28 protein-coding genes and 1 pseudogene are annotated in these 24,146 nt (G+C 71.4%); 14 read left to right on the top strand and 15 right to left on the bottom strand.

The genetic code is table 11. From position 1 onward, the window contains the following. Nucleotides 1-54 precede the first annotated feature (54 nt). Complete coding sequence (locus tag ACGFI1_RS16750; RefSeq protein ID WP_387070451.1) at nt 55-201, top strand: hypothetical protein; 147 nt, start codon at nt 55-57, stop codon at nt 199-201. 6 nt (nt 202-207) lie between these two features. Here ACGFI1_RS16750 and ACGFI1_RS16745 read toward each other — a convergent pair whose 3' ends face one another. The 9 genes from ACGFI1_RS16745 to ACGFI1_RS16705 form a co-directional block, all read right to left on the bottom strand. Continuing rightward, nucleotides 208-1,128, bottom strand: a complete 921-nt coding sequence (locus ACGFI1_RS16745) for a hypothetical protein (protein ID WP_387070453.1) — start codon at nt 1,126-1,128, stop codon at nt 208-210. A gap of 48 nt (nt 1,129-1,176) precedes the next feature. Continuing rightward, the gene (locus tag ACGFI1_RS16740) at nt 1,177-1,905 is read right to left on the bottom strand and encodes a sugar transferase (protein WP_138641674.1); all 729 of its coding nucleotides are present in this window, start codon (nt 1,903-1,905) and stop codon (nt 1,177-1,179) included. 2 nt (nt 1,906-1,907) lie between these two features. Continuing rightward, entirely contained in the window at nt 1,908-3,254 is a 1,347-nt protein-coding gene (locus tag ACGFI1_RS16735; RefSeq protein ID WP_392786104.1) for a lipopolysaccharide biosynthesis protein, read from the bottom strand. Further along, on the bottom strand, nt 3,251-4,597 hold the full coding sequence (locus ACGFI1_RS16730) for an O-antigen ligase family protein (protein ID WP_392786102.1): 1,347 nt from the start codon (nt 4,595-4,597) through the stop codon (nt 3,251-3,253). Before ACGFI1_RS16730 ends, ACGFI1_RS16735 begins: the two co-directional genes overlap by 4 nt. Continuing rightward, nucleotides 4,594-5,829, bottom strand: a complete 1,236-nt coding sequence (locus ACGFI1_RS16725; protein ID WP_392786100.1) for a glycosyltransferase — start codon at nt 5,827-5,829, stop codon at nt 4,594-4,596. Before ACGFI1_RS16725 ends, ACGFI1_RS16730 begins: the two co-directional genes overlap by 4 nt. 7 nt (nt 5,830-5,836) lie before the next feature. After that, a complete protein-coding gene (locus ACGFI1_RS16720; RefSeq protein WP_392786098.1) occupies nt 5,837-7,021 on the bottom strand; it encodes a polysaccharide biosynthesis protein in 1,185 nt (394 codons plus the stop codon). 2 nt (nt 7,022-7,023) lie between these two features. Further along, nucleotides 7,024-8,169, bottom strand: coding sequence for a DegT/DnrJ/EryC1/StrS family aminotransferase (locus ACGFI1_RS16715; protein ID WP_392786096.1), 1,146 nt, complete (start codon nt 8,167-8,169; stop codon nt 7,024-7,026). Between the two features lie 4 nt (nt 8,170-8,173). Next, nucleotides 8,174-9,577 carry a hypothetical protein gene (locus ACGFI1_RS16710; RefSeq protein WP_392786094.1) on the bottom strand — a complete coding sequence of 468 codons (1,404 nt, stop codon included), beginning with the start codon at nt 9,575-9,577 and terminating at the stop codon, nt 8,174-8,176. Between the two features lie 103 nt (nt 9,578-9,680). Further along, nucleotides 9,681-10,334 (bottom strand): response regulator, encoded by a 654-nt coding sequence (locus ACGFI1_RS16705; protein WP_171069013.1) that lies wholly within the window; start codon nt 10,332-10,334, stop codon nt 9,681-9,683. A 225-nt stretch (nt 10,335-10,559) separates the two neighbouring features. Between ACGFI1_RS16705 and galE the strand changes: the two genes are divergently transcribed. The 3 genes from galE to ACGFI1_RS16690 all read left to right on the top strand — a co-directional run bounded on the left by galE (nt 10,560) and on the right by ACGFI1_RS16690 (nt 13,808). Further along, nucleotides 10,560-11,564, top strand: a complete 1,005-nt coding sequence (gene galE, locus ACGFI1_RS16700) for a UDP-glucose 4-epimerase GalE (RefSeq protein WP_392732306.1) — start codon at nt 10,560-10,562, stop codon at nt 11,562-11,564. Between the two features lie 210 nt (nt 11,565-11,774). Beyond that, nucleotides 11,775-12,863, top strand: coding sequence for a hypothetical protein (locus ACGFI1_RS16695; RefSeq protein WP_392786091.1), 1,089 nt, complete (start codon nt 11,775-11,777; stop codon nt 12,861-12,863). 135 nt (nt 12,864-12,998) lie between these two features. Next, nucleotides 12,999-13,808 (top strand): hypothetical protein, encoded by an 810-nt coding sequence (locus ACGFI1_RS16690; RefSeq protein WP_392786089.1) that lies wholly within the window; start codon nt 12,999-13,001, stop codon nt 13,806-13,808. A gap of 312 nt (nt 13,809-14,120) precedes the next feature. Here ACGFI1_RS16690 and ACGFI1_RS16685 read toward each other — a convergent pair whose 3' ends face one another. Next, nucleotides 14,121-15,851, bottom strand: coding sequence for a serine/threonine-protein kinase (locus tag ACGFI1_RS16685; RefSeq protein WP_392786087.1), 1,731 nt, complete (start codon nt 15,849-15,851; stop codon nt 14,121-14,123). Nucleotides 15,852-15,967: 116 nt separating this feature from the next. Here ACGFI1_RS16685 and ACGFI1_RS16680 point away from each other — a divergent pair, with 116 nt between their 5' ends. Together ACGFI1_RS16680 and ACGFI1_RS16675 are read left to right on the top strand one after the other, a co-directional pair. Further along, nucleotides 15,968-16,333, top strand: coding sequence for a hypothetical protein (locus ACGFI1_RS16680; RefSeq protein ID WP_301175445.1), 366 nt, complete (start codon nt 15,968-15,970; stop codon nt 16,331-16,333). After that, a complete protein-coding gene (locus ACGFI1_RS16675; protein ID WP_138636663.1) occupies nt 16,333-16,656 on the top strand; it encodes a hypothetical protein in 324 nt (107 codons plus the stop codon). Before ACGFI1_RS16680 ends, ACGFI1_RS16675 begins: the two co-directional genes overlap by 1 nt. A gap of 6 nt (nt 16,657-16,662) precedes the next feature. On the opposite strand, the gene ACGFI1_RS16670 is transcribed toward ACGFI1_RS16675, so the two are convergent. Together ACGFI1_RS16670 and ACGFI1_RS16665 are read right to left on the bottom strand one after the other, a co-directional pair. Then, nucleotides 16,663-17,040: a hypothetical protein gene (locus tag ACGFI1_RS16670; protein ID WP_301175446.1), complete on the bottom strand. Its 378-nt coding sequence runs from the start codon at nt 17,038-17,040 to the stop codon at nt 16,663-16,665. Beyond that, the gene (locus ACGFI1_RS16665) at nt 17,019-17,405 is read right to left on the bottom strand and encodes an ATP-binding protein (RefSeq protein ID WP_392786084.1); all 387 of its coding nucleotides are present in this window, start codon (nt 17,403-17,405) and stop codon (nt 17,019-17,021) included. The genes ACGFI1_RS16670 and ACGFI1_RS16665 overlap by 22 nt, the downstream gene beginning before the upstream one ends. A 217-nt stretch (nt 17,406-17,622) precedes the next feature. On the opposite strand from ACGFI1_RS16665, the gene ACGFI1_RS16660 reads away from it, so the two are divergent. From ACGFI1_RS16660 to ACGFI1_RS16645, 4 genes and pseudogenes are all read left to right on the top strand, one after another. Beyond that, the gene (locus ACGFI1_RS16660) at nt 17,623-18,426 is read left to right on the top strand and encodes a helix-turn-helix domain-containing protein (protein ID WP_301175448.1); all 804 of its coding nucleotides are present in this window, start codon (nt 17,623-17,625) and stop codon (nt 18,424-18,426) included. Continuing rightward, nucleotides 18,417-18,602 (top strand): DUF397 domain-containing protein, encoded by a 186-nt coding sequence (locus tag ACGFI1_RS16655; protein ID WP_392786082.1) that lies wholly within the window; start codon nt 18,417-18,419, stop codon nt 18,600-18,602. Before ACGFI1_RS16660 ends, ACGFI1_RS16655 begins: the two co-directional genes overlap by 10 nt. 101 nt (nt 18,603-18,703) lie before the next feature. Continuing rightward, nucleotides 18,704-18,775, top strand: a pseudogene (locus ACGFI1_RS16650) (DUF397 domain-containing protein); the annotation flags it as partial. Between the two features lie 117 nt (nt 18,776-18,892). After that, nucleotides 18,893-19,312, top strand: a complete 420-nt coding sequence (locus tag ACGFI1_RS16645) for a ribosomal maturation YjgA family protein (protein WP_392786080.1) — start codon at nt 18,893-18,895, stop codon at nt 19,310-19,312. A gap of 57 nt (nt 19,313-19,369) precedes the next feature. Here the strand turns inward: ACGFI1_RS16645 and ACGFI1_RS16640 are convergent, their stop codons facing one another. Then, nucleotides 19,370-19,879, bottom strand: a complete 510-nt coding sequence (locus ACGFI1_RS16640; RefSeq protein ID WP_392786078.1) for a hypothetical protein — start codon at nt 19,877-19,879, stop codon at nt 19,370-19,372. Nucleotides 19,880-20,020: 141 nt separating this feature from the next. Between ACGFI1_RS16640 and ACGFI1_RS16635 the strand changes: the two genes are divergently transcribed. Then, nucleotides 20,021-20,275 (top strand): hypothetical protein, encoded by a 255-nt coding sequence (locus ACGFI1_RS16635; RefSeq protein WP_392786076.1) that lies wholly within the window; start codon nt 20,021-20,023, stop codon nt 20,273-20,275. Nucleotides 20,276-20,393: 118 nt separating this feature from the next. On the opposite strand, the gene ACGFI1_RS16630 is transcribed toward ACGFI1_RS16635, so the two are convergent. Next, nucleotides 20,394-21,194: an aminotransferase class IV family protein gene (locus ACGFI1_RS16630; RefSeq protein WP_301175454.1), complete on the bottom strand. Its 801-nt coding sequence runs from the start codon at nt 21,192-21,194 to the stop codon at nt 20,394-20,396. An 84-nt stretch (nt 21,195-21,278) separates the two neighbouring features. Here ACGFI1_RS16630 and ACGFI1_RS16625 point away from each other — a divergent pair, with 84 nt between their 5' ends. Next, entirely contained in the window at nt 21,279-21,629 is a 351-nt protein-coding gene (locus ACGFI1_RS16625; RefSeq protein ID WP_392786074.1) for a MerR family transcriptional regulator, read from the top strand. Nucleotide 21,630: 1 nt separating this feature from the next. Here the strand turns inward: ACGFI1_RS16625 and ACGFI1_RS16620 are convergent, their stop codons facing one another. Continuing rightward, nucleotides 21,631-22,227: a TetR/AcrR family transcriptional regulator gene (locus tag ACGFI1_RS16620; protein WP_392786072.1), complete on the bottom strand. Its 597-nt coding sequence runs from the start codon at nt 22,225-22,227 to the stop codon at nt 21,631-21,633. Between the two features lie 134 nt (nt 22,228-22,361). On the opposite strand from ACGFI1_RS16620, the gene ACGFI1_RS16615 reads away from it, so the two are divergent. Together ACGFI1_RS16615 and ACGFI1_RS16610 are read left to right on the top strand one after the other, a co-directional pair. Beyond that, the gene (locus ACGFI1_RS16615) at nt 22,362-23,846 is read left to right on the top strand and encodes a flavin-containing monooxygenase (RefSeq protein ID WP_392786070.1); all 1,485 of its coding nucleotides are present in this window, start codon (nt 22,362-22,364) and stop codon (nt 23,844-23,846) included. Nucleotides 23,847-23,860: 14 nt separating this feature from the next. Continuing rightward, nucleotides 23,861-24,121 (top strand): hypothetical protein, encoded by a 261-nt coding sequence (locus ACGFI1_RS16610; protein ID WP_138636651.1) that lies wholly within the window; start codon nt 23,861-23,863, stop codon nt 24,119-24,121. Nucleotides 24,122-24,146 lie beyond the last annotated feature (25 nt).

Here is a 24,146-nt window from a genome sequence, read left to right as displayed (position 1 = left end):
CATCGTGTGTTACGTTTGACCTGCGTTTCTGGGGGTTTTGAAGGGGTGCGGGACTTGAACCGCAAGAAGCTCGGCCTGCTGGCCGTCGCGTTCGTTCTGCTCGTCGGTGTGATGGAGATGGCGGCCCTGAAGCTCGGGTCGCTCGACTTCCCGGTGCCGTCCGGCGCACAGCATCCGGCCGTCGCCGACGATCCCGGCTGAGGCCGGTCAGCTCCCGAGGTTGCGGGCCCGCATGATGCTCTGCAGGTCGGGGTGCTTCCCGCCGGTCGCGTCGGCGAGCGTCGGGCAGGCCCACTCGTCCTGGCGGCCCCAGGAGTAGGAGATCTCCAGCGGCGGGCGCGGCGCGAGCCGGTCCCAGCGGGCGAGGATCTCGCGGAACTGGGTCCGCGTCGGCAGCCAGTACTGCTTGTCGCCCTTGGTGCAGCCCTGCCCGAACGTCTGCAGGACGGGCGCGACCCGGTCGCGCGGGATGCCGGCGGCGTCCGCCAGGCGGACCATCCGGTCGATGGCCCCGATATCGCAGCGCTCGCGCGTCTTGGCCGACCCCTTGCACGGGTACGGGTCGAGCCCAATCAGGTCGACGCCGACGCGCTTCGGCGCGAGCGGCTTCATCGGCCAGTCGGTCAGTGAGATGAACGAGACCTGGCCGGGCGCGTGGCGCTCGATGTACTGGGCGCGGCGGCGGATCTCACCGGCGACCTCGGGGCAGTCGCCGGGGTTCGGCTCGTCCGAGAGGTACCAGCCGTAGACCTTCGGGTCGCGCCCGAACCGCTGCACGGCCCGCTGGAACGCGTCCCAGCCGAGCTCGAAGTCGCCGCACGTGAAGTTGCCGACCCACAGCAGCGCCTGCATCCCGGCGGGGACGCCGGCGACGAGGGCCGGGTCGGCCTTCACGTCCACCAGGTCGTAGCCGAGCGCCTTCAGCCGCGGGTAGTCGGCGGGCTGGGTGTTCAGCGCGATCCGCCGCGTCGGCGGGGGATGCGCGGCGGGCGTGCCGGGCGAGGCGAGCGGCCCCCGGTAGGGCTGGTAGCCGGCCTTCCGGTGCCCGACGTAGAAGAGGAACCCGGCGACCAGGACGACCGCGGTCACGATGGCCCAGATCCGGACCCGGACGTCCCGGATGTCCATGCTTCCTCCCCGATGGCGGCCGGCCGGGCGGGGCGGCCGGGCGGCTGGTCAGGCGGCGGAGCCGGGCTCCTCCGCGGGACGGACGGGCTGCTCGGCCCCGGCCGCGTCCCGCCGGAGCGGCGGCAGCGGCGGCAGCGGGATGCCGAGGATGTGCTTGACCGTGTCCCACAGCGCGCCGAACGTGGCGCGCATCGACGGGTCGCGCAGGTAGACGGCGTCCACCGCGACCCGCGCGGGCACGATCCGCTCGATGTAGTTGGCGAGGTCGACCTCCTCGTCCGGTCCGAGGACGTCGAAGTCGCGCAGCCGCACCTCCGACACCCCCGTCAGGCCGGGCCGGTGGTCGAACACCCAGCGGCAGTCGGCGGCGTAGTGGACGGCGAGGTCGTAGGTCTCCGGGCGCGGCCCGACCAGCGTCATCTGGCCGCGCAGCACGTTCACCAACTGCGGCAGCTCGTCCAGCGACCACTGCCGCAGCAGCTTGCCGACCTTCGTGAGGCGCGGGTCGCAGTTGGCGGTGACGGTGAGGCCGCCGACGCCCTGCCGCATGGTCCGGAACTTGTACATCGTGAACGGCCGCCCGCCCTGCCCGACCCGCGTCTGCCGGAACACGCCGGGACCGGGGCTGGACAGCCGTACCAGCACGTAGATCAGCAGCAGCGGGACGCTGAGGAGCAGCAGCCCGGTGAGCGCGCCGGCGACGTCCAGCACGCGCCGCGGCCTGGACGGCGGGACCCCGCCGGACGGTTCGAGCGGACGGCTCGCGAGCTCGGACATGATCACCCCTTGTGCTCGGTGACGGGGGGTCGAGTGGGCGCGGGGGCCCCGCGCGCGGGGTTCTTGACGCGCTGGAACCAGACCAGCAGCGCGGCCGTGGTGGCGACGAAGGACACGGACGTGGCGACGGCGGCGCCGACCGCGCCGTGCGTCGGGACGAGGACGGCGCCGAGGACGACGACCACCAGCAGCCCGATGCCCTGCCCGGTGGACGCGGCGCCGGGCCGTCCCACCCCGTACAGGTAGGCCATGATGAGCCCGGTCACGCCGAACGTGACGACGCCCGCGAGCCGGATGTAGGTCGGCACGACCGCGTCGTCGAACACGTCCCCGAACACCCAGGGCAGCGCGGTCCCGGCGATGAGCGCGAGCGGCAGCGCGGCGAGCGCCGACACCGCCAGCGCGGGCAGGATCAGGCGGGACGTCCGCTTCGTCGCCGTCTCCCGGTCCTCTTTGGCGAAGTCGGGGTACAGGACGTAGTTGACCGCGAGCCCCGGCAGCTGCACCAGCTCGGCGAACTTGCTCGCGACCGTGTACACGCCGAGCACCTTCGGCCCGGCGAGCGCGCCGAGCAGCGCCATGTCGAACCGGAGTTGCAGCAGGTCGATGAGCTGGCCGAGGTAGCCGCGGAACCCGTACCCGGCGATGGAGCGGCCGAGCCGCCGGTCGGCCCGCCCCCAGCCCCGGAAGAAGCCGCGCCGGGCGAGCCGCCGGGCGATCCACGCGGCCGCGGCGACGTCGGCGAGCACCAGCCCGGTGATCAGCGCGCCGGGCCCGTACCAGCCGGTCAGAATCACGAGGTAGATGGGCAGGAACACGAACTCCTCGACGGCGATGGCGAGGCTCGCGCCGTGCTGGTCGTCCGTCCCCTGGAGCAGGCCCTTGCCGACCGACACGAAGCCCTGCGTGAAGGACGGCGCTGCGGCCGCGACCGCGACCCACATCCCGAACGACTTGAAGAACACCAGATAGAACAGGGGGCTGAGGGCCAGCCAGCCGATCCCGGAGATGGCGGCGCCGATGACGGTCAGCCAGGCGAGGGTGGGCCGCACCCGGCGCTGGTCGTAGTCGCCGCGGGCGAGGAAGAACGGCGCGGCGCCCGGCAGGCCCGCGCTGGACAGCTGGCACAGCAGCCCCGGCAGGATCCGGACGAGCGTGAACGCGCCGACGAGCTTCGGCCCGCCGACCCGCGCGACGAGGATCGTGGCGACGCCGAGCGAGCCGAGCGCCCCGATCCGTCCCGCCATGTTCCCCGCCACGAGCGCCAGCAGCCGCCGCCGCAGCCGTCCGGCCTCCGCAGCGGGCACGGCGGTGACCTGGGTGCTGTCGGGCGACTGGGTGCCGGTCATGGCCCCTCCTGGTTTTCGCCCCGCCCGCTGACGGGGGTTCCAGGGGGTCGCCCCCCTGGGCCATACAGATCCAGGGCGGCGATGAGGCCGAAGAACGCCCAGCCGTGGCGGTAGTGGAGGGTCTCGTAGAAGAGCCCGGAGATGAGGAAGACGGCGACCAGCGCGCCGAACAGTTCGGGCCGGGGGACGAGCCGCGCGTACTCGCCGGCGAGCGCGTCCCGGCGGGCGATCCGGACGCACTTCAGCAGCAGGACGAACACCAGCGTGATGAGCGCGATCCCGCCGAGGAACCCGCGCTCCAGGACGGCGGCGACGTAGTCGTTGTGCGCCTCCCGTACATACGTCTCCTGCCGGACCAGCATCTGCTTCTCGGTCTGGCCGGGGCCGATGCCCCACGGGTGGGGCTGGGCGTCGATCATCTGGAGGGTGGTGGCGAGGACGGTGCTGCGCGAGTTGGTGCTCTCCCCGGTCGTCCGGCCGATGGAGTCGCGCAGGATCGGGGACGCCTGGCTCGCCTGGTCCAGGAGCGGCTGGACGTTCACCGCCGACAGGACCGTGACGGCGCCGCCGCCGACGAACACGGCGAGCGCGCCGACCGCGACGGCGTGGTGCGCCTTGCCCTCGCGGAACAGCCGGAACAGGTAGCCGAGCAGCACCGCGATGCACAGCGCGAGCAGCCCGCCGTTGGAGCCGGTCAGGATCTCGGCGGCGAGCAGGACGCCGCAGACCGTCCACCGCTTCCAGGCCGTCTCGGGGAAGCGGCTCGCGCGGGCGATGAAGAAGACGCAGATGAACCAGTTGGACGCGTAGTTGGCGTCGCCGAAGGTGAACATCGCGCGCTCGCCGTCGACCTGCTTGCCGGACAGCGCCTCGATCCCCAGCACGAAGCCGACGATCATGACGATGGCGTAGAACGTCCCGATCCAGACGAAGGCGCGGAGCGCGAGCTTGAACAGGGACGTGTCGCGGCCGAAGTTGGCGATCGCGACCGCCCACAGCAGCACGAACAAGTCCTTGACGAGCGTCAGCGCGCCCGCGTCGTTGACGATCGCGGCGATGCCGCCCGCGATGATCGTCAGCAGGGTGGGGATGAGGAGCGGCCAGTAGACCGGCAGTTTCCGCGTGCCCGCCCACAGCAGGAGGGTTCCGGTGACGGCGACGAGCGCGAGGTCGGGCAGGCCCGTGTTGCCCGGCCCCGGCGGCAGCCCGGCCGGCATCAGCATCGGCAGCGAGGCGATGCCCGCGACGAGCGTCACGGCCGTCAGCCGCGTGCCGCGCTTCAGCGGCGCGGCCGCGGTCGCGGTCGCCGGCGGGGCGGGCGGGGCCTCGATGGTCGCGGTCATGGGCGCGCGGAGTTCCCTCGGTAGGTCTCGTCGAGGACGGTCCCGAGGTGCTCGGGCGAGAACCACGCGCCGACCCGGGCGCGGGCGCGCTCGGCCATCCGCGTCGCGGCGGACGGGTCGTCCAGCAGCGCCGACACCGCCGACGCGAGGCCGTCCGGGTCCTCGGGCCGGACGAGCATCCCCGTCTCACCGGCGAGCACCAGGTCCTGGTTGGACGGGACGGCCGTCGCGACCAGCGGGATCCCCGCCGCGATCGCCTCGACCAGCACGCACGGGAGCCCCTCCCAGCGGCTCGCCATCGCCATCACGTCGAACGCGGGCAGCACGCCGGCGACGTCGTCGCGGTGCCCGAGCCAGCGCATCCGCTCGCCGATGCCGAGCCTGGCCGTCAGCGCCGCCAGCTCGTCGGCCATCGGGCCGCCGCCGACCCACAGCCCGAACACGTCGTCCGGCAGCCGCGCGATCGCCTTCGCGAAGACCTCCGGGCCCTTCTGGAACGTCAGCCGCCCGACCGACCCGACGACCTTCACGCCGAGCGGCAGGTCGAGGCGGCGGCGGGCCTGCGCGCGGGAGCCGGGCGCGGCGGCGTAGGCGTCCACGTCCACCGCCGGCCACGACAGCCGCACCCGCTCAGGCGTCGTCAGCCCGAGCCGCAGCGCCGTCGTGACCGTCTCCGACCCGATGGCGAGGAACGCGTCGGTGCGCTTGGCGGCGATCCGTTCGAGACCTATATACACGCGTCGCCGCGCCCACGACTGGAACTCGTTGAACGGGAACCCATGCCAGGTGTGGACGATGCGCGGTACCCCGGCGCGGGCGGCGGCGACCCGGCCGATCACGCCGCCCTTCGCGCTGTGGGTGTGGACGACGTCGTACCGCCCCTCCGCCAGCACCCGGGTCAGCGTGCGCAGCGCGGCCAGGTCGTCGCGCGGCGAGATCTGCGGCACCAGCGGCCCCACCTGGACGATCTCCATCCCGGCCGCGTGCGCCGCGGGAGTGAGGTCACCGGCGGCGGCGTTGGCGACGGCCGCGTCCCCGTAGAGGACGCTGTTTCCCGTGGACGCGGCCGTGCTGTCCATGCCGACGCCGCCGGTGACGATCGCGCGCTCGTAGCCGCCGTCCGGGAGGGCGAGCGCGCCGTTCAGCGCGACCTGCCCGGCCCCGCCGTTGAAGCGGGTGATCACCGTGGCGACTCTGAGCTTGTTCGTGCCGGGCTTCCTCGTGCTGGTCATGCGCACCTCACAGGCCGGGTGGGGCGGGGTCGCACCCCGCGCCGCAGAGGCAGGTCGGTCCGGGCGGCGGCGGGTCGCCGGACGGCTCCGCCCGCCGGACCGGGTGGTACTCGGGGAGCAGCCGGCGCAGCAGCAGCCGGACCGCGTCGCAGTCGCCGGCGCCGGCCGCCGCCTCCAGCTCGTCCAGCAGCTGCGGGAGCCCGGCGGGCGGCGCCGCCGGACGGGTCGCCCAGATCTTCGGGTGCGCGGTGCGGATCCGGCGCTCGGAGTCGGCGAACGCCTTCTCCGCGAGCTTCTCGCCCGGCCCGAGCCCGCTGAACCGGATCGTCACCTCCGGCAGCCGCAGCTGCTCGGCGTACCGGTGCACGAGCTCCACCACCGGGACCGGGCGGCCCATGTCGAGGACGAACGTCTCCGCCTCCTCCGCCATCGCCGCCGCCTCGATCAGCAGCCCCGCGGCCTCCTCCACGGTCATGAAGTGGCGCGCCACCTCCGGGTGGGCGATCGTGACGACCTCGCCGGAGGAGATGCGGTGCGCGAGGACGGTCAGCAGCCGGCCCGCCCCGCCGATCACGTTGCCGACGCGGACGGCGGCGAAGCACGTCGGGCCGGGCGTCGCCGTCCGCAGCAGCAGCTCCCCGAGCCGCATCGTCGCGCCGAGCACCGAGGTCGGGTCGGCGGCCTTGTCGGACGAGACGAACACCAGCCGCTCCGCGCCGTGCCGCACCGCCGCGTCGATCACGTGCCGGGTGCCGAGGACGTTGTGCGCGGCGCCCCGGCACGGGTCGCGTTCGAGGTCGGCCAGCTCGTTGCGGCCCGCGGTGTGGAAGACCAGGTCGGGACGGGCCGCCGCGACGACCTTGCCGACACGGTCCGCGTCCCGCACGTCGGCCTCGGCGAGCGTGACGGCCTCGACGCCGTGCCGGGCGAGGTCCTCCCCGAGGCCCGCGAGGCCGTCGCCGTCGCGGTCGAGCAGGCACAGCGCGGCCGGTTCGAGCAGCCCGACCTGGTGGCACAGCGCCCGGCCGACCGTCCCGCACGCCCCGGTGACCAGCACCCGCCGGCCGCGGACCAGCCGCCGCCCGCGGTGCGGCGCCATGGCCACCTCGTCCCGCCCCATCAGCAGGGCGAGCGGGCTGGCCGGGACCGGCGCGGGGGCCCCGGGGCCGCGGCGCGGCAGGAACCTTCGCACGGTCAGCTCCGGGTCCGCAGCGCCTCGGTGAGCGCGGTGATGACGCGTTCCAGCCCGTCCCCGGTCAGCCCCGGGTACAGCGGCAGCGACAGCAGCTCCTCGCCGACCCGGTCGGTCACCGGCACCTGCGCGCACTCCTCGGCGCCGAGGATCTCCCGGTAGGCCGTCATCTGGTTCGCGGGGATGAAGTGCACGGACGTCGCGACGCCGGCCGCCTCCAGCTCGGCGCTGATCGCGTCCCGGTCCTGGACGCGGACCTGGTAGAGGTGCCAGGCGTGCTGGATCCCGTCCAGGTTCCGCTGCGGGAGGACGAGCCCCGGCAGGTCGCGCAGCGCCGCGTCGTAGCGGGCGACGATCTCGGCGCGCCGCTCCTGCCAGGCCGGCAGCGCCGCGAGCTGCGCCCGCCCGATCGCCGCCTGCACGTCGGTCATGTTGGCCTTGAGCCCGACCGTCTTCACGTCGTAGCGCCAGCTGCCGCCCGGCAGGTACCGCTTCCAGGAGTCCTTGCTCATCCCGTGCAACCGCATCGCGCGGACCCGGTCGGCGAACTCCTGGTCGCTGGACGCCACCGCGCCGCCCTCGCCGATCGGCATGTTCTTCGTCGCGTAGAAGGAGAAGCACGCCGCGAACGACTCCGACCCGACGCGTTTCCCGCCGCGCGCCGCGCCCGGACCGTGCGCGGCGTCCTCGACCACCCGCGTCCGGTCGAGCCCGGCCGCCGCCGCGAGCGCCGGCACGTCCACCGGGTACCCGCCCTGGTTCTGGACGATCATCGCCGCCGGTGCGCACCGGCGCGCCGCCGCCGCGACCGTCTCCGGGCTCGGGACGAGCGTGTCCTCGTCGATGTCGACCAGCACCGGCCGGAGCCCCGCGTGCAGGATCGCGTTGATCGCGCCGCAGAACGTCAGGCTCGGCGTCAGCACCGCCGAGCCGGGCGGCAGGCCGAGGGCGCGCAGGCACAGCTCCAGCGCGGTCGTGCACGAGGCCACCGCGACGACGTGCGCGGCGCCGAGGTGGTCGGCGAACTCCTGCTCGAACGCGGCCGTCTGCGGGCCCGTCGTGATCCAGCCCGAGTCGAGCACCTTGACGACCGCGTCGGACACCTCGCCGGACACCGACGGGATCGTGAACGGGACGGACGAACTCATCTGGCTACCCCCTGCTCCTGCGGGACGGGATCTTGCGGGTCGCGCCGACGACGCCGAGCAGCGGCCAGCCGGACGCGGCGACCAGGTCGCGGACCGTCTCCAGGCCCGCCACCCGCGTCACCGGGCCGACCAGCACGACCACGCCGACCACCTCGTCCGACCCCGGGTCGACGTCCTCGAACGCGTGCACATGACAGAGCCGGCGCACCGGGACCGGCTGCGTGATCTCCGAGGGGGACACCTGGGCGGACTTCTTCGCCATGACGGCGGTGCCCCCGCCGGTGCGGACCACGGACGTGCTCTTGCCGCCGCCGGGCCCGCTGCTGTTGGACGACGGTTCGCCGCCGCCGCTGCCACCGCCGTCGTCGCCGTTTTCGCCGTCGTCGTCGGCCCGGGCCTTGACGAGCTTCGTGTCGTCCCCGTACACCGCGGACGCCACCGCCGACACCAGGTCCGCAGGCAGGGGGCCGGGCGCGCCGACCAGCGCGACCCGCCCGACCCCCTCCTTGCGCGCCGCCAGCCGGATCCGCCGCCCGAGGTCGGCGAGCCCGCCCGGCCCCCGGTCGGCCCATCCGAGCAGCGGCACTCCGAGCCGCCGCGCCACCCGCCGCTGACCCGGGATCGTGGGACGGGCCATCTCCGTCACCACCGCGATCAGGATCCCGCCGATCAGCCCGACCAGGCCGGCGATCGACGCCATCATGACCACCGGGTTCGTGCGCGGCGCCAGCACCGCCGGCTGCACCACCGACGCCGTGCCCGCCGTCGACAGCTGCGTCTGCAGGTCCGAGCGGTTCGCCCGCAGGTCGGTCAGCTCCGCCTGCACCCGCTCCCGCTCGTTCATCGCGTCGATGTCGGGGTTCGGCTGCGCGTTCGCCCGCCGCGACAGCGGCCCGAGCCGCCGCTCCAGCTCCCGGACGCGCTTGTCGATCGTGTCCATCTGGCCCTGGATCGAGCCCTGGTTGGACTCGTTGATCTCCTTGACGACGGCGGCGCCGATCGCGTCCGCGAGCCGCCGCGCGACGTCCGGGTCCCGGTCCTTCACCGACAGCTCGACGATCGTGGACGTGCCGAGCCCGGTCACCTCGATCGCCTTGGCGGTCTTCGCGGTCGACCTGTCCACCCGCCGGCTCCGCAGCACCTCGCTCAGCAGGTTCTCCGTGGTCGCGAACGCCTTCACCTGGCTGACCACGATCGACACGCCCGCGTCGCCGGGCGCCGCGTCGGTGGCGCGGCTGCTCGCCTGCAGCCGCGACTTCGCGACCGACGGCGGCTCCTGCCCGCTCATCACCAGGCCCACCAGCACCAGCGGGACGACCGTCATGACCAGCAGCAGCGCCCAGTAGCTGCGCATGACCCGCGCCGCGACCTCATCGATCTCCACGATCTTCCCCTCCGGCTTCGTCACGGCGAGCGTAGGAAGGGGGCACGGCGGGGCAATCGCGCAAAAGACGACCCCGGACTACGCCTTTTGCACCAGTGGCGACCGGTGGCGCGGAGGCCGGGCGCGGTCAGCCGCCGGGACGCATGCCGGCGCGCATCGCCAGCGTGATCGCCTCCAGCGCCGAGTGCAGCCCGAGCTTGGCCAGCAGGTTCTGCGTGTGCGTCCGGACGGTGTTGGCCGACAGCCCGAGCCGCTCGGCGATCTCGCCGCGGCCGAGCCCGTCCACCATGCACTGCAGGACCTCGCGCTCGCGCGGCGTCAGCTCCGCCAGCGGCTCCCCGCCCGGCTCCCCGCCGTCCCGGACGAGCACGCGCAGCAGGTCGCCGAGCAGGTCCGGCGGGATCCACCCGCCGCGCCGCGCCGCCGACCGGATCACCCGCGCGACCAGCTCGGCGCTCTCGGTCTTCTCCAGCCACCCCACCGCGCCGAGCCGGACGGCCCGCACCATCGCGTCCAGGTCGCTCACCGCGGTCAGCACCACGACCCGCACGTCCGGGTGGTCCGCGCGGAGCCGGTCCAGCACGTCCAGCCCGCTCTCGTGGCCGAGCATCAGGTCGAGGACGAGCACCCGCGGGCGCTCGGTGGCGGTCAGCGCGAGCGCGCGCCGCACGTCGTCGGCGATCGGCAGGATCACCAGGTCGGGTTCGCGCCCCAGCCGGGCCGCGAGGGCCTCGGCGAACAGCGCGTGATCGTCCACGATGAGGACGCGGATCGGTTCCATCCACCGACGATGACCGCTGCGCGCGCCCGGCGGATCCTGCAAACGCTGTACTCGCGGCGGGCGGGACCGCCGCCGGAGGGACCGCGCGCGGACGCCACGTCCGGCCGCCCGGTTCACCCGCGTCCGGACCCGGTCACCTTGCGTGCGGGACATTGACCGTCCGCGACCGCCTGCGGATCCTGTGCGTGACATTTCAGGGGACGCACTGGCCGCAGGGGACGCCACATGAAAGTGCTGATCACTGGGGGAGCCGGGTTCATCGGCAGCACGATCGCCTCCGCCTTCGCCGAGCGCGGCATCACGCCCGTCGTGCTCGACAGCCTCGTCACCGGCCGCTCGGAGTTCACCGCCGGGAAGATCTTCTACCAGGGGGACATCGGCGACGGGGACCTGGTCGACCGGATCTTCCGCGACCACCCCGACATCATCGCGACCGTCCACTGCGCCGCGCTGATCGTGGTGCCCGACTCGATGGCCGACCCGCTGCGCTACTACCGGGTCAACCTGTCCAAGACCCTCGACCTCGCCGGCCATCTCGTGCGCAACGGCCGGGACCGGATGATCTTCGCGTCCACCGCCGGGATGTACCGTCCCGAGCCCGACCTGTCGGTCACCGAGACCTCGTTCCTCGACCCGCAGAACCCCTACACTCGCTCGAAGATGATGGCGGAGCTCCTCCTGCAGGACTTCTGCAGGGCCTACGACTTCCGCGTCATCTCGCTGCGCTACCTCAACCCGATCGGCGCCGACCCGCGGCTGCGCACCGGCCTGCAGAACAGCAAGCCGACGCACGCCCTCGGCAAGATGATCGAGTGCTACGCGCAGGGCGTCCCGTTCAAGATCACCGGGGTGGACTGGGAGACCCGGGACGGCACCGCGATCCGCGACTACATCCACGTCTGGGACATCGCCCGCGCCTTCTACGAGGCCGCGACCCGGTTCGACGCGATCGTCCCGCCGGTCGGGGACCACTCCCGCTACGAGGTGATCAACCTCGGGACGGGCGACGGCACCACCGTCCGCGAGCTGGTCGCCGCCTTCCGCGAGGTCGTCGGCGACGGCTTCGCCGCCGAGGACGCCCCGGCCCGCCCCGGCGACGTCGTCGGCGCCTACGTCAACCCGGCCAAGGCGTGGGACGTCCTCTCCTGGAAGCCCGACTACACCGTCGAGGACGCCATCCGGCACTCGCTCCAGTGGGCCGAGCGGCGCCGCGAACTCGACGTGGCCTGATCCGCGGCCCCGCTCGCCGGGCCCTCCTCCTTCCGCCGGAGGGCCCGGCCGGCGGGTCGGCGCCCATGGCGGCGTCCGCCGGTATGTCCCGGTGGACGGCGCCATGGCTGCTTAAAGACGGCGATAGTCACTTTATGTATTCATTTGCCTACACACCGTTATGATGCTGCTGTTCTGTGCGGGTGAATCAGGTGTGCGGGCTGAGGAATCATGGAGCAGGCATGGCGGAGCGGGCATGTCCGGATCGTCACGGTGTCCGCGGTGGTCCTGGCCGCCGCGGCGATGGCGATCGTCCTCGGGGCGCGCACGGCCCCCGGTAGCGCCTGCGGCTGCGTCGCCGACCCGTCCTGCTCCTGGATGACGGACGGCCCCGGGCCGCCGCGGGCCCCGTTCTTCGGCCGGCGGCCCGCGCCGCACGGCCGGCACGCCGACGATCGCGACCATGTCCCGCGCCACGCCTTTTCCATACCCTTGGACGGGGACGGCTTCGTTTTCAAGGTGAGCCTTTACCGCGGCCTTGGCGGCGGCGTGGCGAGTTCATTCACCCGGGACGGTATTGCTTTCACTTTCGAAGGCGGAGCCGGTGTGGGAGGCTCCTTTTCCGTGGGCTCGGCAGTGGGCCGGCCCGACGCCGGTCTCGCTTTCGAGGCGCGGGCCTCCATGAGCGGCAGGCTGCACGTCCTCAGGCCGCCCGACTTCGGCCTGACGCTTTCCCGGCATGGCGTGATGCGGGGCTATATGGACGCCAAGACGGGCAATTTCCGTACCCGGTTCAGATCCAGGCCGATATCGCTGACCGGGGAACGCGTCCAGGCGCATGCCGCGGCGCCGGTGACCCGGAGGTCCTGGAGCCTCGGCACCGAGTTCAAGGTCGCCGCCGGCTACACCGTGACGGTCCCCTGGGGCGGTCTCCTCAGCCTGTGGACGGGGGTGTTCGGTACCGTCCCGGGCCGGGCCCCGCCCGCGCGGCCGCCGGAGCTCCTCGGCTACCTGGGAGTGTCGAACCGCGCCGTGGTCAGGCCCTCCCAGGGCGTTGACCTGCGGAGAGTCAGGGTACAGGCGATGCTCGCCGGACCGGGGGCAGGCCACGGCCGCCCGATGTCGGCGGGAGACCGGAGAACTCGCATCAGGCGCCCGCGGGCATCGGCGACGCCACCGCGGACAGGCCCGTGCAAGGGTCCTTCTTCCGCCGCGCCGGAGGGCCGCGACCCCGCCGGAGGCCGGCGCGCGCCCTCCCGCGGCCCGGACATCGAACCCGGCGACCTGGAAATCCGGCATTACTGCCGATCTGCAAACTGACGGCAAGTCGGTTTTGCGAGTGGCAGGTCTGCGAGAATTATCGGCCCCCCGTATTCAGTTCCGCGTAATCGTCTTGTTATGATCAACAAGCGTTCGCGGTACGCGAACCAGGTTCACAAAAAAGGGGGAAATGGAATGAAACGCATAGCTCGTGCGGCGGCAGTCGTCGCACTGGCCGTCGGGGGCAGCCTCCTGGCCGTTCCCGCGGCCTCGGCGGAAGCCGGGCCGCCGCAGGAGGTCCACATCTACATCAAGCCTCGCTACATCGTGGAGAACGGTCCCGGCGACCTGAACTACGCCGAGATCGAGAAGTCGCCCCACGCGTCGCCGAAGCTCGGCAACAAGCCCGTCAAGACCGGCGACATCAAGCCGCACGTCCACGGCAAGAAGACCGGCCCCGTCGTCATCGAGGTCGAGGGCGCGGAGCAGGACTCCGTGAAGGTGGACGGCAAGGGCGGCGAGAAGGCCGAGGCGCAGGAGGAGGCCGCCGCCCAGCCGGAGGCCGCCCAGCCGGAGGCCGCGGAGCAGGCTGAGGAGGCCGCGCCGCAGCAGGGCGAGGCCGCGCCGCAGGAGGAGGCCGCGCCCCAGGAGGACGCCGCCGCCCAGCCGGAGGCCGCCCAGCCGCAGGACCAGGGCGAGGCGCAGGAGCAGGCCGCGCCCGAGCAGCTGAGCGCTGCCCCGGAGGCCCCGGAGGCCGCCCCGGAGCAGGACCAGGCCGCACCGCAGGACGCGGCCGCGCCGCAGGCCGCCCCGCAGCAGGACCAGGCGGCCCCGCAGGACCAGGCCGCTCCGCAGGACCAGGCCGCTCCGCAGGACCAGGGCCAGATGGCTCCGCAGGACCAGGCGGCCCCGCAGGACCAGGGCCAGATGGCTCCGCAGGACCAGGCCGCTCCGCAGGGCCAGATGGCCCCGCAGGACCAGGCCGCTCCGCAGATCCAGCCGTAACCCGGTTCACGAGGCCGTCCTAAGGCCGCAGGAGCCGCCCGATCGGCCCATCTCGCCGACACGGCGGCGACGAACACCAGAGCCAAGGTCATGCCCCGCTGATCGCCATCAGCGGGGCATGGCTTTTCGCCGCGACAGGGCCGCGCACCGGCCGGCACGGACCCGCGAGAACCGTCCTCGATGACGTGGCCTAATCTGATCGCGGCGCGCCGCCCGTCATGGGCGGCACGTCCGAATATCAGCCCGTCCGGCCTTCCACCCTTCCGCCGGAAGCCCGGACGGGCTGTACCCGAACCCTGGCGTCTGCCGGCCTCACTTCGTCGAGCGGACGCTCCGGAGGATCTTCTCGACCACGTCCTGCTCGGCGAACCGGATGTCCGGCCCGGTGAGGACGGAGAACGCGAACGGCCCGCCGTCGCGTCCCGGAACCCGCGAGGCGGCCGTCAGGACATGGACGCGCGCCCCGGGCCTGGTCGCGTTGCACGAGTCGGCACCCGCCACCGACCGGACCGTGAACGAGTGGACCTGCGCCCGGACGCCACCGGTCAGGGTCAGGGTGCGGGACGTCCCCGCGTCCAGCACGGGAGGGACGCCCCCCACACTGAACGCGCCCGCGGCCCACTGCCGCGCCTGCCTGCCCGCCTCCGCGGCCAGCGCACCGGCCTGCCCCGGCGCGGCGTCGACGATCCCGCCGCTGCCGCCGCGGACGCCGGCGAGGGCGAGGTAGCAGCCGTTGCCGTCCCCGGTCTCCTGCTTGATGTAGGCGACGCTCGCCGCCCCGATGATCGGTTTCTCGGTCGCGTCGTCGAAGTAGGCCATCTCGTAGCCGGCGGCGCCCGGCGTCCAGGTGGGAGGCACGTCGTAGGCCACCCCGCGCTCGGCGGAGGTGATCACGTGCCAGCCGTCGACGGTCGGCACGGCGGCGCCCCGGTCGGCCACGGCAGGGGGCGATGAGGGCTTCCCGTCTCCTCCCGCTTCCGCGCCGTTCACCGAGAGGGCGAACGCGACGCCCGCCGCCGCGACCAGCACGGCGGCCCCGGCGGCGACCGCGATCTTCAGGCCGCGCCCACCGCGCCGCCCACCGCGGGCGTCGACCCGAGTCGCCCCGCCGGCCGGCCCGGCCGGAACCTGCCATGCCGTCGGCGTGTGCTGCGGTGCTGGGAGCCGTTGAGACGACGCCTCCGGCTCCCCGCCGCGCAGTCTCCGGGCCACGGTCGCGGCGTCGGCCGGACGGTCCGCCGCGTCCTTGGCGAGCAGTTCGGCGACCAGGGCGCGCACGTCTGCGGGCACCGAATCGGGCAGGGGTGCGGGCGCCGTGTTGAGGTGCTGGTACATCAGCCTGGCCATGCCGCCCTCGGCGCTGAACGGCGGTGTGCCGGTCAGGAGCTCGTACAGGACGCAGCCCAGCGAGTACAGGTCGGCGCGATGGCCGGCCTCACCGCCGAACTGCTCGGGCGCCATGTAGTGGGGCGTCCCGATCGTGCTGCCGTCCATGGTCAGCCGCGTGCCGTCGACCAGCCGGGCGATGCCGAAGTCGCAGATCTTGACCCGGCCGTCCGGCAGGACGAAGAGATTGGCGGGCTTGACGTCGCGGTGCACCACCCCGCGCGCGTGCGCGGCGGCGAGCCCTTCGGCGACCTGCGCGGCCAGCGACACCGCCTGCGGGACGGGCAGCCCGCCGGGCGCGACGCCGAGGACGGTGCGCAGGTCCCGGCCGTCCAGGAGCTCCATCACCAGGTAGACCAGGCGGCCGCCGGGGACGTCCGGGAGCGGTTCCTCGCCGACGTCGAACACGACGGTGATGGCCGGATGCTGCAACGCTCCCGCGGCCTCCGCCTCGCGGCGCAGCCGCGCTACCGCCGTGTCGCCCGTCGCCGCGTCCGGGGAGAGGACCTTCACGGCCACCGGGCGGCGCAGGCGCCGGTCGGTTCCCTGCCAGACCTCGCCCATGCCGCCCCGGCCGATGAGCCTCTCCAGCAGGTACCGGCCGCCCAGCTCCATGCCGCTCTGCGCGATGGCGTTCCACATGAGGAAGATCAGCATAGTGCCGCATTCCGGGCGGCCGACAGCGACGGCACGGACGTCCGAACCCCGCCCGACTCATGATCGTCATAGGGGGTTCGAGCACGTTCCGGAGCGGGCGGGAACAGGAGGCGATCATGGAAGCGGCAGTCCTCGGGGCATTGGGGCTTGTCTGGATATTCGTCCACGTCGTATTGGCAGTCGCCGGCCTGGTGGTGGCGCTGAAGCTGCGCCGCACCGCCCCGCGCACCGGGGCCCTGCTGGCCTCCGGCTTCGGCTGCAAGATCGCGGCGGCGGCCCTCTCCGTCTGCGCCCCGATGGCCGGCTGGCTGACCCTCGACACGGACGACACGTCCACGGCCGTTGCCGTGACCGGCGCAGTCGACATCCTCAGCAACGTCGCGGGAGTCGCCGGCCTCGCTCTGATCTTCGCCGGCCTCCTCGGCCGGCTCCGCCGCCCCCGCCCGGCACCCCGCGCCACCGACCTGACGGGAGCACACTGATGGAAGGCATCTTCCTCCTGGCCGACACACTCGTGGGCGTCGCCTGCGGCATCGCGATCCTCGCAGGCGGAATCGTGCTGCTGACCGCTCGCCGGGGCGAGGGCAGGATGCCCGGCGCCGCGTACATCGTCCTCGCCGCCGGAACCCTCACCGGCTCCCTGACGACCCTGTTCCTGAACGTCCTGCAAGGGACTGGGACATCCTTCGCGGGTGCCTTCAGCATCCACATGGCCGTCCAGTTGCTGTGCGAAGCAGTCGGCTGGGGCCTCCTGCTCCTCGCCACGATCCGCCTACGCAAGATGACATCGCCGCCCACGCCCTGACGGCGGTCACCAGGTGGACGGGAACATGCGGTGCTTGAGCAGGCCGTCGACCTGATCGGCGGCGCGCTCGGTGTCACCGCAGGGCGAGAGGTACCCGCGCCCGCCGCGTCCGGCCTCGTAGTAGGCCCAACCGCCCCCGCGCACGGCCTGGACGCCCACCGCCACGCGCACGTGATCGTCCAACCCGAACGCGAAGACCCACAGCAGCGGCGGACGGCCGGGGAACTCGTCGGCCTGGTAGAGCTTGACGAAGCGGTAGCTCCTGACTTGGAGGGCGACGGCGAGCAGGTCGAGGTTGCGGATGGCGGTGGAGCGTCCCAGACGGGTCCGCCACCGCAGCAGGTGGCGGCCCGCCGGGGTGTTCAGCGGGCGCAGCGGGCCCATACGACCTTGCCTTCCTCGTTGAGCGGCCGGACGCCCCAGTCGTGGACGAGTTCGGCCATCAGCAGCAGGCCGCGCCCGCCTTCGGCGTAGTGGTCCTCGCCCTGGACGACCGGGAGGGACCGGCTCTGGTCCCAGACCTCGATGACGGTGAGCGGCTCGCGCACGTCCGCGAAGACGCGGACGATGATGTGCCCCGTCCCGACGTGCCTGTAGCTGTTGGTAACCAACTCGGTAACCACGAGCCGCCCGACGAAGTCGTCGGCGTGCCCCAGGTCGCGGAACCGGTCGATGAGGTAGCGCCGCGCTTTCGCGGGCGCCTCGTCGCACGGCTCCAGAACGAGCGGCGGCGTCTCTGGCACAAGCATGACCGCTGGCATCGGTAATCCCCTCCAGCCTGGACGAAGGCCGATCGCGAACGGGCAATCCACCAAACCGGAAGAACCCGCCACAATCACCCTGTGTAATCGAACAACCACCATCAGGCCACAGAGAGGCGTACGCTCTCAGGCGACTACGAGAACACCCGCAATCGGGTTGCTTCAGGTAGCCCATGGGTTGCCTTCTTGTGAAGGGAAGATCGCCATGGCCTCGACCATCGAGAATCGACGGCGTACCCCGGAGTTGCGGTCGTTCGGCGCAGTGGTGAGAAGGTTGCGTGAGGCGGCTGGGTTCAAGCAGGTCGAACTGGCCGACTTGGTGAACGTCTCCCGTGCCTACATCGGCCATGTCGAACTCGGCAAAACTCGATGTCGTCTGGACTTCGCCAAGCGCCTCGACAGCGCGCTTCGAGCCGAGGGCGAGATCGTCACGGCATGGAACAAACTGCTGGAATCAATCAAGTCTGTGAAGTACGCCGCATACTTCGTTAATTTTCCGAAAGCTGAATCGACGGCCGCACTGATTCGCGTCTATGAAACCCATATCGTCAATGGCTTGTTTCAGACAGAAGCTTATGTCAAGGAGATCGTTAAAGATCCGGACATATTCAATACGCGGATGAACAGGCAAAGGCAAGTCCTGAGCGACCCTGCCCCGAAGATATTTGTGGTCCTCGAGGAGAGCGTTCTTCATAGACAGGTTGGCACCCGGGAGGTTATGCGCGAGCAACTTGAATACCTGCTGGAGTTGTCCAAGCGACCCAACATCCGACTTCAGGTGCTACCGACCGTCTATGTGGAGGACGCGCGAGCCGCCTTCGCCATCGCTACGCAAGCAGACCGTAGCGACGCCGCATACCTCGTAACTGGGACAGGTGGGATGACCAGCGCAGACCCGGAAGACCTTGCCAACCTGCACGAGAGGTTCGCTACGCTTCAGGCAGAGGCGCTCAATGTGAGAGCCACCCGAGCCCTGATCAGAAGGGTGATTGAGGAGCGATGGACCTGAGCAAGGTGGTGTGGCGCAAGGCGTCCCGAAGCACGGCCGAAGGTGATAACTGTGTCGAGATCGCCGGGGCTTCGCACACAGTGGTGTTCCGTGACAGCAAGGACCCTGACGGCCCCAAGGTGGTTATCAGCCGTAGTGACTTCGCCTGCTTCGCTGAAAGCCTCAAGGGAGTGTAGTTGCGCATCTGAAATCAGTTACGCGGGGAGGTGGGCTCTCAATGGCCTCGGGAAGCGTGTTGTGGCGCAGAGCTTCTCGAAGCTAGGAAGATGGCTCCAACTGCATCGAGGTTGCCGAGTTGTCGGACGCCGTGGCAATTCGTGACAGCAAGGACCCTGGTGGCCGGAGTTGATCATCGGCCGTGGCGACTTTCGGGGCCTTGCTGAGGCTCTCAAGAAATCTTGAGTGCATCAGGGCAGTTCTACCTGAGGCGCGTTGATGTGCTCTGCGTCGGCGTTATGATTGCGCGATGTCGCTGACAGCGCGCTGGACTCGGCTGCTGATGGTTGTGTCGGCGGTCGGCCTTGCAGGCGCGGCCTACCTGATCCGCGCCGTGATGGACGGGCCCATCGAGCAGTACTCCGGCGCCGCCTTCTCCGCCGCCATCGTCTATACGATAGTGATCTTCGTCAGGCCGTCGATCCTGCCGCTGACCGCCGGTGGCGTCGTGGTCGCATACTGCTGGTTCATCGAGTTCTCGCAGCTCACCCCAATACCCGGGGCTGTGTCCGAACGCAGTTGGTTCGCACGCCAGTTGCTGGGAGCCCAGTTCGACCTCACCGATGTCATCTGGTATCCGGTCGGCGCTGTCCTCCTGGTCGTCGCGCATTGGCTCGTCCGAGCCCGCGCACGTTCCCAAAAAGACCCGGCACCCGCTCTCGCATCATGATCTGGGAACGGCCATGGCGTGATTGTAGTCGCGATGTGGTGACTCCTGCGGCGCTCGCTAATGCTTATTAGGGTCTTCAGGTGGGGCGGCGCGTAGTGTGATCCGGCCTTCTGGGGTTCCGTAGTACCAGGTTCGCCCAGCCGGAGCGGGTGGGAGAGTACCGGCGGCCAGATCGACCAGCGCCGCTGCCAGCTGGACTAGCGGCGCCGCGTCGATGTGCTCTGCACCGCGCAGAAAACTGGCCGCGCTCTCCTCCAACTCGGGCCAGGTCGAGACCTCGGCTCTGTCTATGCCGCCACGGGCCTCGATCCGGCGAGCTGCCTCCACCACGCAGTGCAAAAACATCTGTCGGCGGGCCTCGCCGAAGTCGTCCAGCAGGACTGCGAAACTGCTGCCCACCACCGCGTGCGTCCGGAGATCCCGCTCCAGCTCCGGCCACCATGCGGGCCGTTCGTCCGCCGGTGCCTCCGCCCCGACGCGCGCCGCTTCAATGAAGAGAACCCCGACGGCCACGTCATAAGCCCAGAACATCGCGTCACCGGAGATCACCGGAACTGTCTTGCTCAACGGCACTCCTCTGACAGCCGATCGCCTCAGTGCCAATCATGGCCTATCGACCCAGTGGCCCGGCTGTAAGTTGTTGTGGGCCCTGACTGCCGGTTGGGTAATCAGGTGCCCTCAATGTTTCGGCTGGGTACAGTCGGGCGGGTGCCCGAGATGCAGCGGCTGCACGCTGACCATGCCTCGGCTGTCCTGGCCTTCGAGGTGGAGAACCGCGCCTACTTCGCCGCCTCGATCTCCGACCGTGGTGACGAGTACTTCGATCGGTTCGCTGAGCAACACAGGGCACTGCTGGCCGAGCAGGAGGCCGGGAGCGGTGCCTTCCATGTGCTCGTCGAGGGTGCTGGCCAACGCCGGGTTCGTCGCGGTGGGCCCGGCAGACCCGGCCGACCTCGGCGGTAAGCCGGGCACCTGGTATCAGCGCGATCTGGCACTCCAGCCGTAGCTCACCGGCTGTTCAGCGAATCGATTACCGGTGGGACCACCAGGCCGAGGTGTACGACGGCGGCGCCCAGCAGTTTCAGGGCTTCGTGAATGGTTCCGCGTCGTATGCCCGGTGGAGTAGTTCCAGGAAGCGCGGTGCTTCCGGTATGGGAAGGGCGTCGATCCGGTGGACGGCCACGCCTGGCGTCCATGAGTTCATGACGACGGCGCCGGCGAGGGCGGGCAGGTCGGCGCGGGTGATCTCCTGCGTGCGCTGAGGGACGTCCAATCGGGTCAGTTGGCGGCGGACGATTCCCATCGTCGTTCCGGTCAGCATCTCGGCGTCGGGCCATACGACCGAGTCTCCGTCCCAGAAGGCCAGGTTCCAGATCGTCGCCTCGCTGAACCGGCCCCGGCGGTCGATGAACGCGGCGTCGTCGAAGCCGTCCCGGACGGCCCTGCGCATGTAGTACGTCTTGGCCACCTCGCCGACGTGCTTCACGGCGGGCACGGGCCGTTCGTACTCGACCGTTGTCAGTGCGAGCGGTCCTGCCGGGCCGGACGCGGGCGGGCCGGTTCGGACCAGGACGTCGAGTTCCGTCGTGTCGTCCGCGGTGAATTCGCCGGGCGCCGAGTAGACGGTGGCCGTCAGCGAGACGTCTGCGGGGCTCGCTGCCAGTGCCGTCCGCAGAAGGGAACGGATCCGGTCGTCGGGCAATGCGCGGCCGTACAGTTCCGCCGAGGCGGACCGCAGCCGTTCCAAGTGGAGGTCGAGGCCGCGGACCTCGCCGCCGCGTACCTGCATGGCGGTGAAGTGGGCGTGACCCGCGAAGGCCAGCGGCGCCAGATCATCGGCGGTGGCCGCGAGGCCATTGCGCTGGACGGTGTAAAAGGCCATGAGTGCCTCCATCAGGCGGAATGAGCTTTCGCGGGACGACGTTAGGGCTTCACATCGGTGAGAAGGTCAACCTGGGACGGTGACATGCTGATCGGGGAGTTGGCCCGGCGTACCGGTGTCAGCCCGCGGCTGCTGCGGTACTACGAGGAGCAGGGCCTCCTCGACGCCGCGCGCGGCGCGAACGGGTACCGGCACTACGACGAGGACTCCGTGACGACCGTGCGGAAGATCCGCGTCCTGCTGGACGCGGGCCTGTCCACCGACATCATCCGGCAGGTGCTCCCCTGCACCCGGGGCGACGGGTCGGAGTTCGACTGGTGCGCGGACATCCGCGACCTCCTCGACCGGGAGCTCGCCGCCCTGGACGGACGCATCGACGGTCTGCGGCGCAATCGCGAGGCCCTCGCGTCCTTCCTCCCCGACGACGGCCGCTAGATCAGGTCGGGTGGGCGAGCAGCAGGCGGATCATGTTCGTCAGGGCGTGCGGGGAGAGCGCCGGGTCGACCGCGCGGCGCAGGCCGAGGCCGATGCCGAGGCTGAGCAGGGCGTCGGCCAGTTCGGCGGCGGGCAGGGGGAGCGGCCGGTCGCGGCGCCCGGCCTCCTCTTCCAGCAGGAGGCGGAGGGCTCCGGCCCAGCTGCGGCCGCCGGCGGCGACCTCGGCGCGCAGTTCGGGGTCGCGGCGGGTGGCGTGGATGGCGAACTCGGCCTCCAGCAGCGTCCAGCCGGGGTCGCCGATCGTGCGTTCGGCCCACGCCTCGAAGACGGCGAGGCGGTCCTCGTCGGAGCCCTCGCCGAGGAAGGCGTCCGTGATGGCCTGCACCTGCTCGGCCCTGATGGCGTCGATGACCGTCCGGCACAGCTCATCCTTGGTGCCGAAGTTGGAGTAGACGGCGCCCTTGGAAAAGGACGCGGCCTCGGCGACCTTCTCCAGTGTGGTCGCGTGATACCCGTCACGCAGGAACAGCCGCCGGGCCGTGGCGATCAGCAGTTCGCGGGTGCGCGCCTGGCTCTCCGCCCTGGTCAGTCGTGCCATTCCGCCATCGTAGGGGCGTGAGCGCTCGGATACCGACGGTATCTGCGCGGCGACGGCGGTTTCGCAGCGGTGTATTGACACCTCGTCCAACTTCTAAATACCGTCGGTATCTCGGCTGGGGGAGGTGGCGCCGGATGGAGCCCGACCACGAGGTGGTCATCGTCGGCGCCGGTTTCTCCGGGCTGTGCGTCGGCATCCGGCTGCGTCAGAAGGGCGTGCGCGACTTCGTCATCCTGGACGCGGCGGACAGCGTCGGAGGCGTGTGGCGGCACAACACCTATCCGGGTGTCGCCGTCGACATTCCGTCCACCACGTACTGCTATTCGTTCGAGCCGAATCCGTCCTGGACGCGGGCGTTCGCGCCCGGCGCGGAAGTGCGCGCCTATGCCGAGCACTGCGCCGACAAGTACCGGCTGCGGCCGCATCTGCGGCTCGGTACCAAGGTCGAGCGGGCGGTCTTCGACGAGGACGCCGACGTGTGGCGCGTCCACACCGATCGCGGCGAGATCGTCGCGCGGTTCCTGATCGGCGCCGTCGGGCCGCTCGACCAGCCCAAGAACCCGGACATCCCCGGCATCGAGACGTTCGCCGGGAAGATCGTCCACACCGCCCGCTGGGACCACGGCCACGACCTGCGCGGGAAGCGGGTCGCGGTGATCGGCACCGGTGCGTCCGGGCTCCAGGTCATCCCCGAGATCGCGCCCGTCGCCGCGCATCTGGACGTCTACCAGCGCACGCCGATCTGGGTGTTCCCGAAGATCGACTTCACGGTCCCGCGCGGGGTGCGCGCGCTGTTCCGGGCGGTGCCGCCGGTCCAGTCGCTCGCCCGGCTGGTCACCACGGTCGCGTCCGAAGTGATCATGGTGCTGGGCATCGTGCACTACGGCAAGGTGCCGTTCCTGGTGCGCGGCACCGAGCTGATCTGCCGCGCGCACCTGCGCCGCCAGGTGCCCGACCGCCGGCTCCGGCGCGCCCTGACGCCGCGCTACGGCTTCGGGTGCAAGCGGCCCTCGTTCTCCAACCGCTACTTCCCCACGTTCATGCGCGACGACGTCGAGCTGGTCACCGACCCGATCGAGCGCGTCACCGAGCACGGGATCGTGACGCGGGACGGACGCGAGCGGCTGATCGACACCCTGGTCCTGGCCACGGGCTTCAAGACCCTGCAGATCGGTGCGATGCCCGCGTTCCCGGTCGTCGGCCTGGGCGGCACCGAGCTGGGCGCCCACTGGGACGAGCACCGCTACCAGACCTACGAGGGCGTCGCCTCGCCCATCGCCCCCAACTTCTGGCTCATGAACGGCCCGTACACGGTGACCGGCGCGTCCTGGTTCTCGATCATCGAGGCGGGCAGCACCCACATCGTGCGCTGCGTCGCGGAGGCGCGCCGGCGCCGGGCGGCCCGCATGGTGGTCAGGCGCCGCCCGCACGACGAATTCACCGCCCGGATGCGGGACCGCATGAAGGGCACCATCCTCGCCCAGCCGAGCTGCGCGCGGGCCAATTCCTATTACTTCGACCGGCACGGCGACGCACCTTACGTCCGTCCGCAGTCCGGGTTCCACGTGCTGCGCCGCAGCCGGACGTTCGACCTCGACGACTACGAATTCACCGGTTGAAAGGAAATCCCCTCATGGCCCTTCTCCGCGCCGCCGGCATCGTCCTCGCCGCCACCGGAGCCGCGCATTTCGCCGCGCCCAAGGCGTTCGAGCCGATCTCCCGGCTGCCGTTCCCCCAGGACACCCAGGCGTGGATCAAGCGGAACGGCGCCACCGAACTCGCCCTGGGCGTGGCCCTGGCCGTCGACAAGACGCGCAAGGCCGGCCTCGTCGGCACCGCCGTCTACGCCGCCTGGCTGGGGGCGCGCACGGTGTCCAAGAGCCGTTCCGCCTGACCGGAGCCCGGTTCGGCTTGGACGG

The sequence above is a fragment of the Actinomadura geliboluensis genome, from assembly GCF_043197915.1.
Taxonomy (GTDB): domain Bacteria; phylum Actinomycetota; class Actinomycetes; order Streptosporangiales; family Streptosporangiaceae; genus Spirillospora; species Spirillospora geliboluensis.
The sequence above is the reverse complement of the archived record's forward strand: the minus strand, read 5'-3'. Positions and strand labels throughout refer to the sequence as shown.

Bases quoted from the DNA above. Each gene is read 5' to 3' on its own strand.
- ACGFI1_RS16690 (WP_392786089.1), top strand. From the start codon at position 12,999: ATGAAACGCATAGCTCGTGCGGCGGCAGTCGTCGCACTGGCCGTCGGG.
- ACGFI1_RS16680 (WP_301175445.1), top strand. From the start codon at position 15,968: ATGGAAGCGGCAGTCCTCGGGGCATTGGGGCTTGTCTGGATATTCGTC.
- ACGFI1_RS16675 (WP_138636663.1), top strand. From the start codon at position 16,333: ATGGAAGGCATCTTCCTCCTGGCCGACACACTCGTGGGCGTCGCCTGC.
- ACGFI1_RS16665 (WP_392786084.1), bottom strand. From the start codon at position 17,405: ATGCTTGTGCCAGAGACGCCGCCGCTCGTTCTGGAGCCGTGCGACGAG.
- ACGFI1_RS16725 (WP_392786100.1), bottom strand. From the start codon at position 5,829: ATGACCAGCACGAGGAAGCCCGGCACGAACAAGCTCAGAGTCGCCACG.
- ACGFI1_RS16670 (WP_301175446.1), bottom strand. From the start codon at position 17,040: ATGGGCCCGCTGCGCCCGCTGAACACCCCGGCGGGCCGCCACCTGCTG.
- ACGFI1_RS16695 (WP_392786091.1), top strand. From the start codon at position 11,775: ATGGAGCAGGCATGGCGGAGCGGGCATGTCCGGATCGTCACGGTGTCC.
- ACGFI1_RS16715 (WP_392786096.1), bottom strand. From the start codon at position 8,169: ATGAGTTCGTCCGTCCCGTTCACGATCCCGTCGGTGTCCGGCGAGGTG.
- ACGFI1_RS16630 (WP_301175454.1), bottom strand. From the start codon at position 21,194: ATGGCCTTTTACACCGTCCAGCGCAATGGCCTCGCGGCCACCGCCGAT.
- ACGFI1_RS16615 (WP_392786070.1), top strand. From the start codon at position 22,362: ATGGAGCCCGACCACGAGGTGGTCATCGTCGGCGCCGGTTTCTCCGGG.
- ACGFI1_RS16745 (WP_387070453.1), bottom strand. From the start codon at position 1,128: ATGGACATCCGGGACGTCCGGGTCCGGATCTGGGCCATCGTGACCGCG.
- ACGFI1_RS16625 (WP_392786074.1), top strand. From the start codon at position 21,279: ATGCTGATCGGGGAGTTGGCCCGGCGTACCGGTGTCAGCCCGCGGCTG.
- ACGFI1_RS16610 (WP_138636651.1), top strand. From the start codon at position 23,861: ATGGCCCTTCTCCGCGCCGCCGGCATCGTCCTCGCCGCCACCGGAGCC.
- ACGFI1_RS16655 (WP_392786082.1), top strand. From the start codon at position 18,417: ATGGACCTGAGCAAGGTGGTGTGGCGCAAGGCGTCCCGAAGCACGGCC.
- ACGFI1_RS16645 (WP_392786080.1), top strand. From the start codon at position 18,893: ATGTCGCTGACAGCGCGCTGGACTCGGCTGCTGATGGTTGTGTCGGCG.
- ACGFI1_RS16660 (WP_301175448.1), top strand. From the start codon at position 17,623: ATGGCCTCGACCATCGAGAATCGACGGCGTACCCCGGAGTTGCGGTCG.
- galE (WP_392732306.1), top strand. From the start codon at position 10,560: ATGAAAGTGCTGATCACTGGGGGAGCCGGGTTCATCGGCAGCACGATC.
- ACGFI1_RS16730 (WP_392786102.1), bottom strand. From the start codon at position 4,597: ATGACCGCGACCATCGAGGCCCCGCCCGCCCCGCCGGCGACCGCGACC.
- ACGFI1_RS16740 (WP_138641674.1), bottom strand. From the start codon at position 1,905: ATGTCCGAGCTCGCGAGCCGTCCGCTCGAACCGTCCGGCGGGGTCCCG.
- ACGFI1_RS16620 (WP_392786072.1), bottom strand. From the start codon at position 22,227: ATGGCACGACTGACCAGGGCGGAGAGCCAGGCGCGCACCCGCGAACTG.
- ACGFI1_RS16685 (WP_392786087.1), bottom strand. From the start codon at position 15,851: ATGCTGATCTTCCTCATGTGGAACGCCATCGCGCAGAGCGGCATGGAG.
- ACGFI1_RS16705 (WP_171069013.1), bottom strand. From the start codon at position 10,334: ATGGAACCGATCCGCGTCCTCATCGTGGACGATCACGCGCTGTTCGCC.
- ACGFI1_RS16735 (WP_392786104.1), bottom strand. From the start codon at position 3,254: ATGACCGGCACCCAGTCGCCCGACAGCACCCAGGTCACCGCCGTGCCC.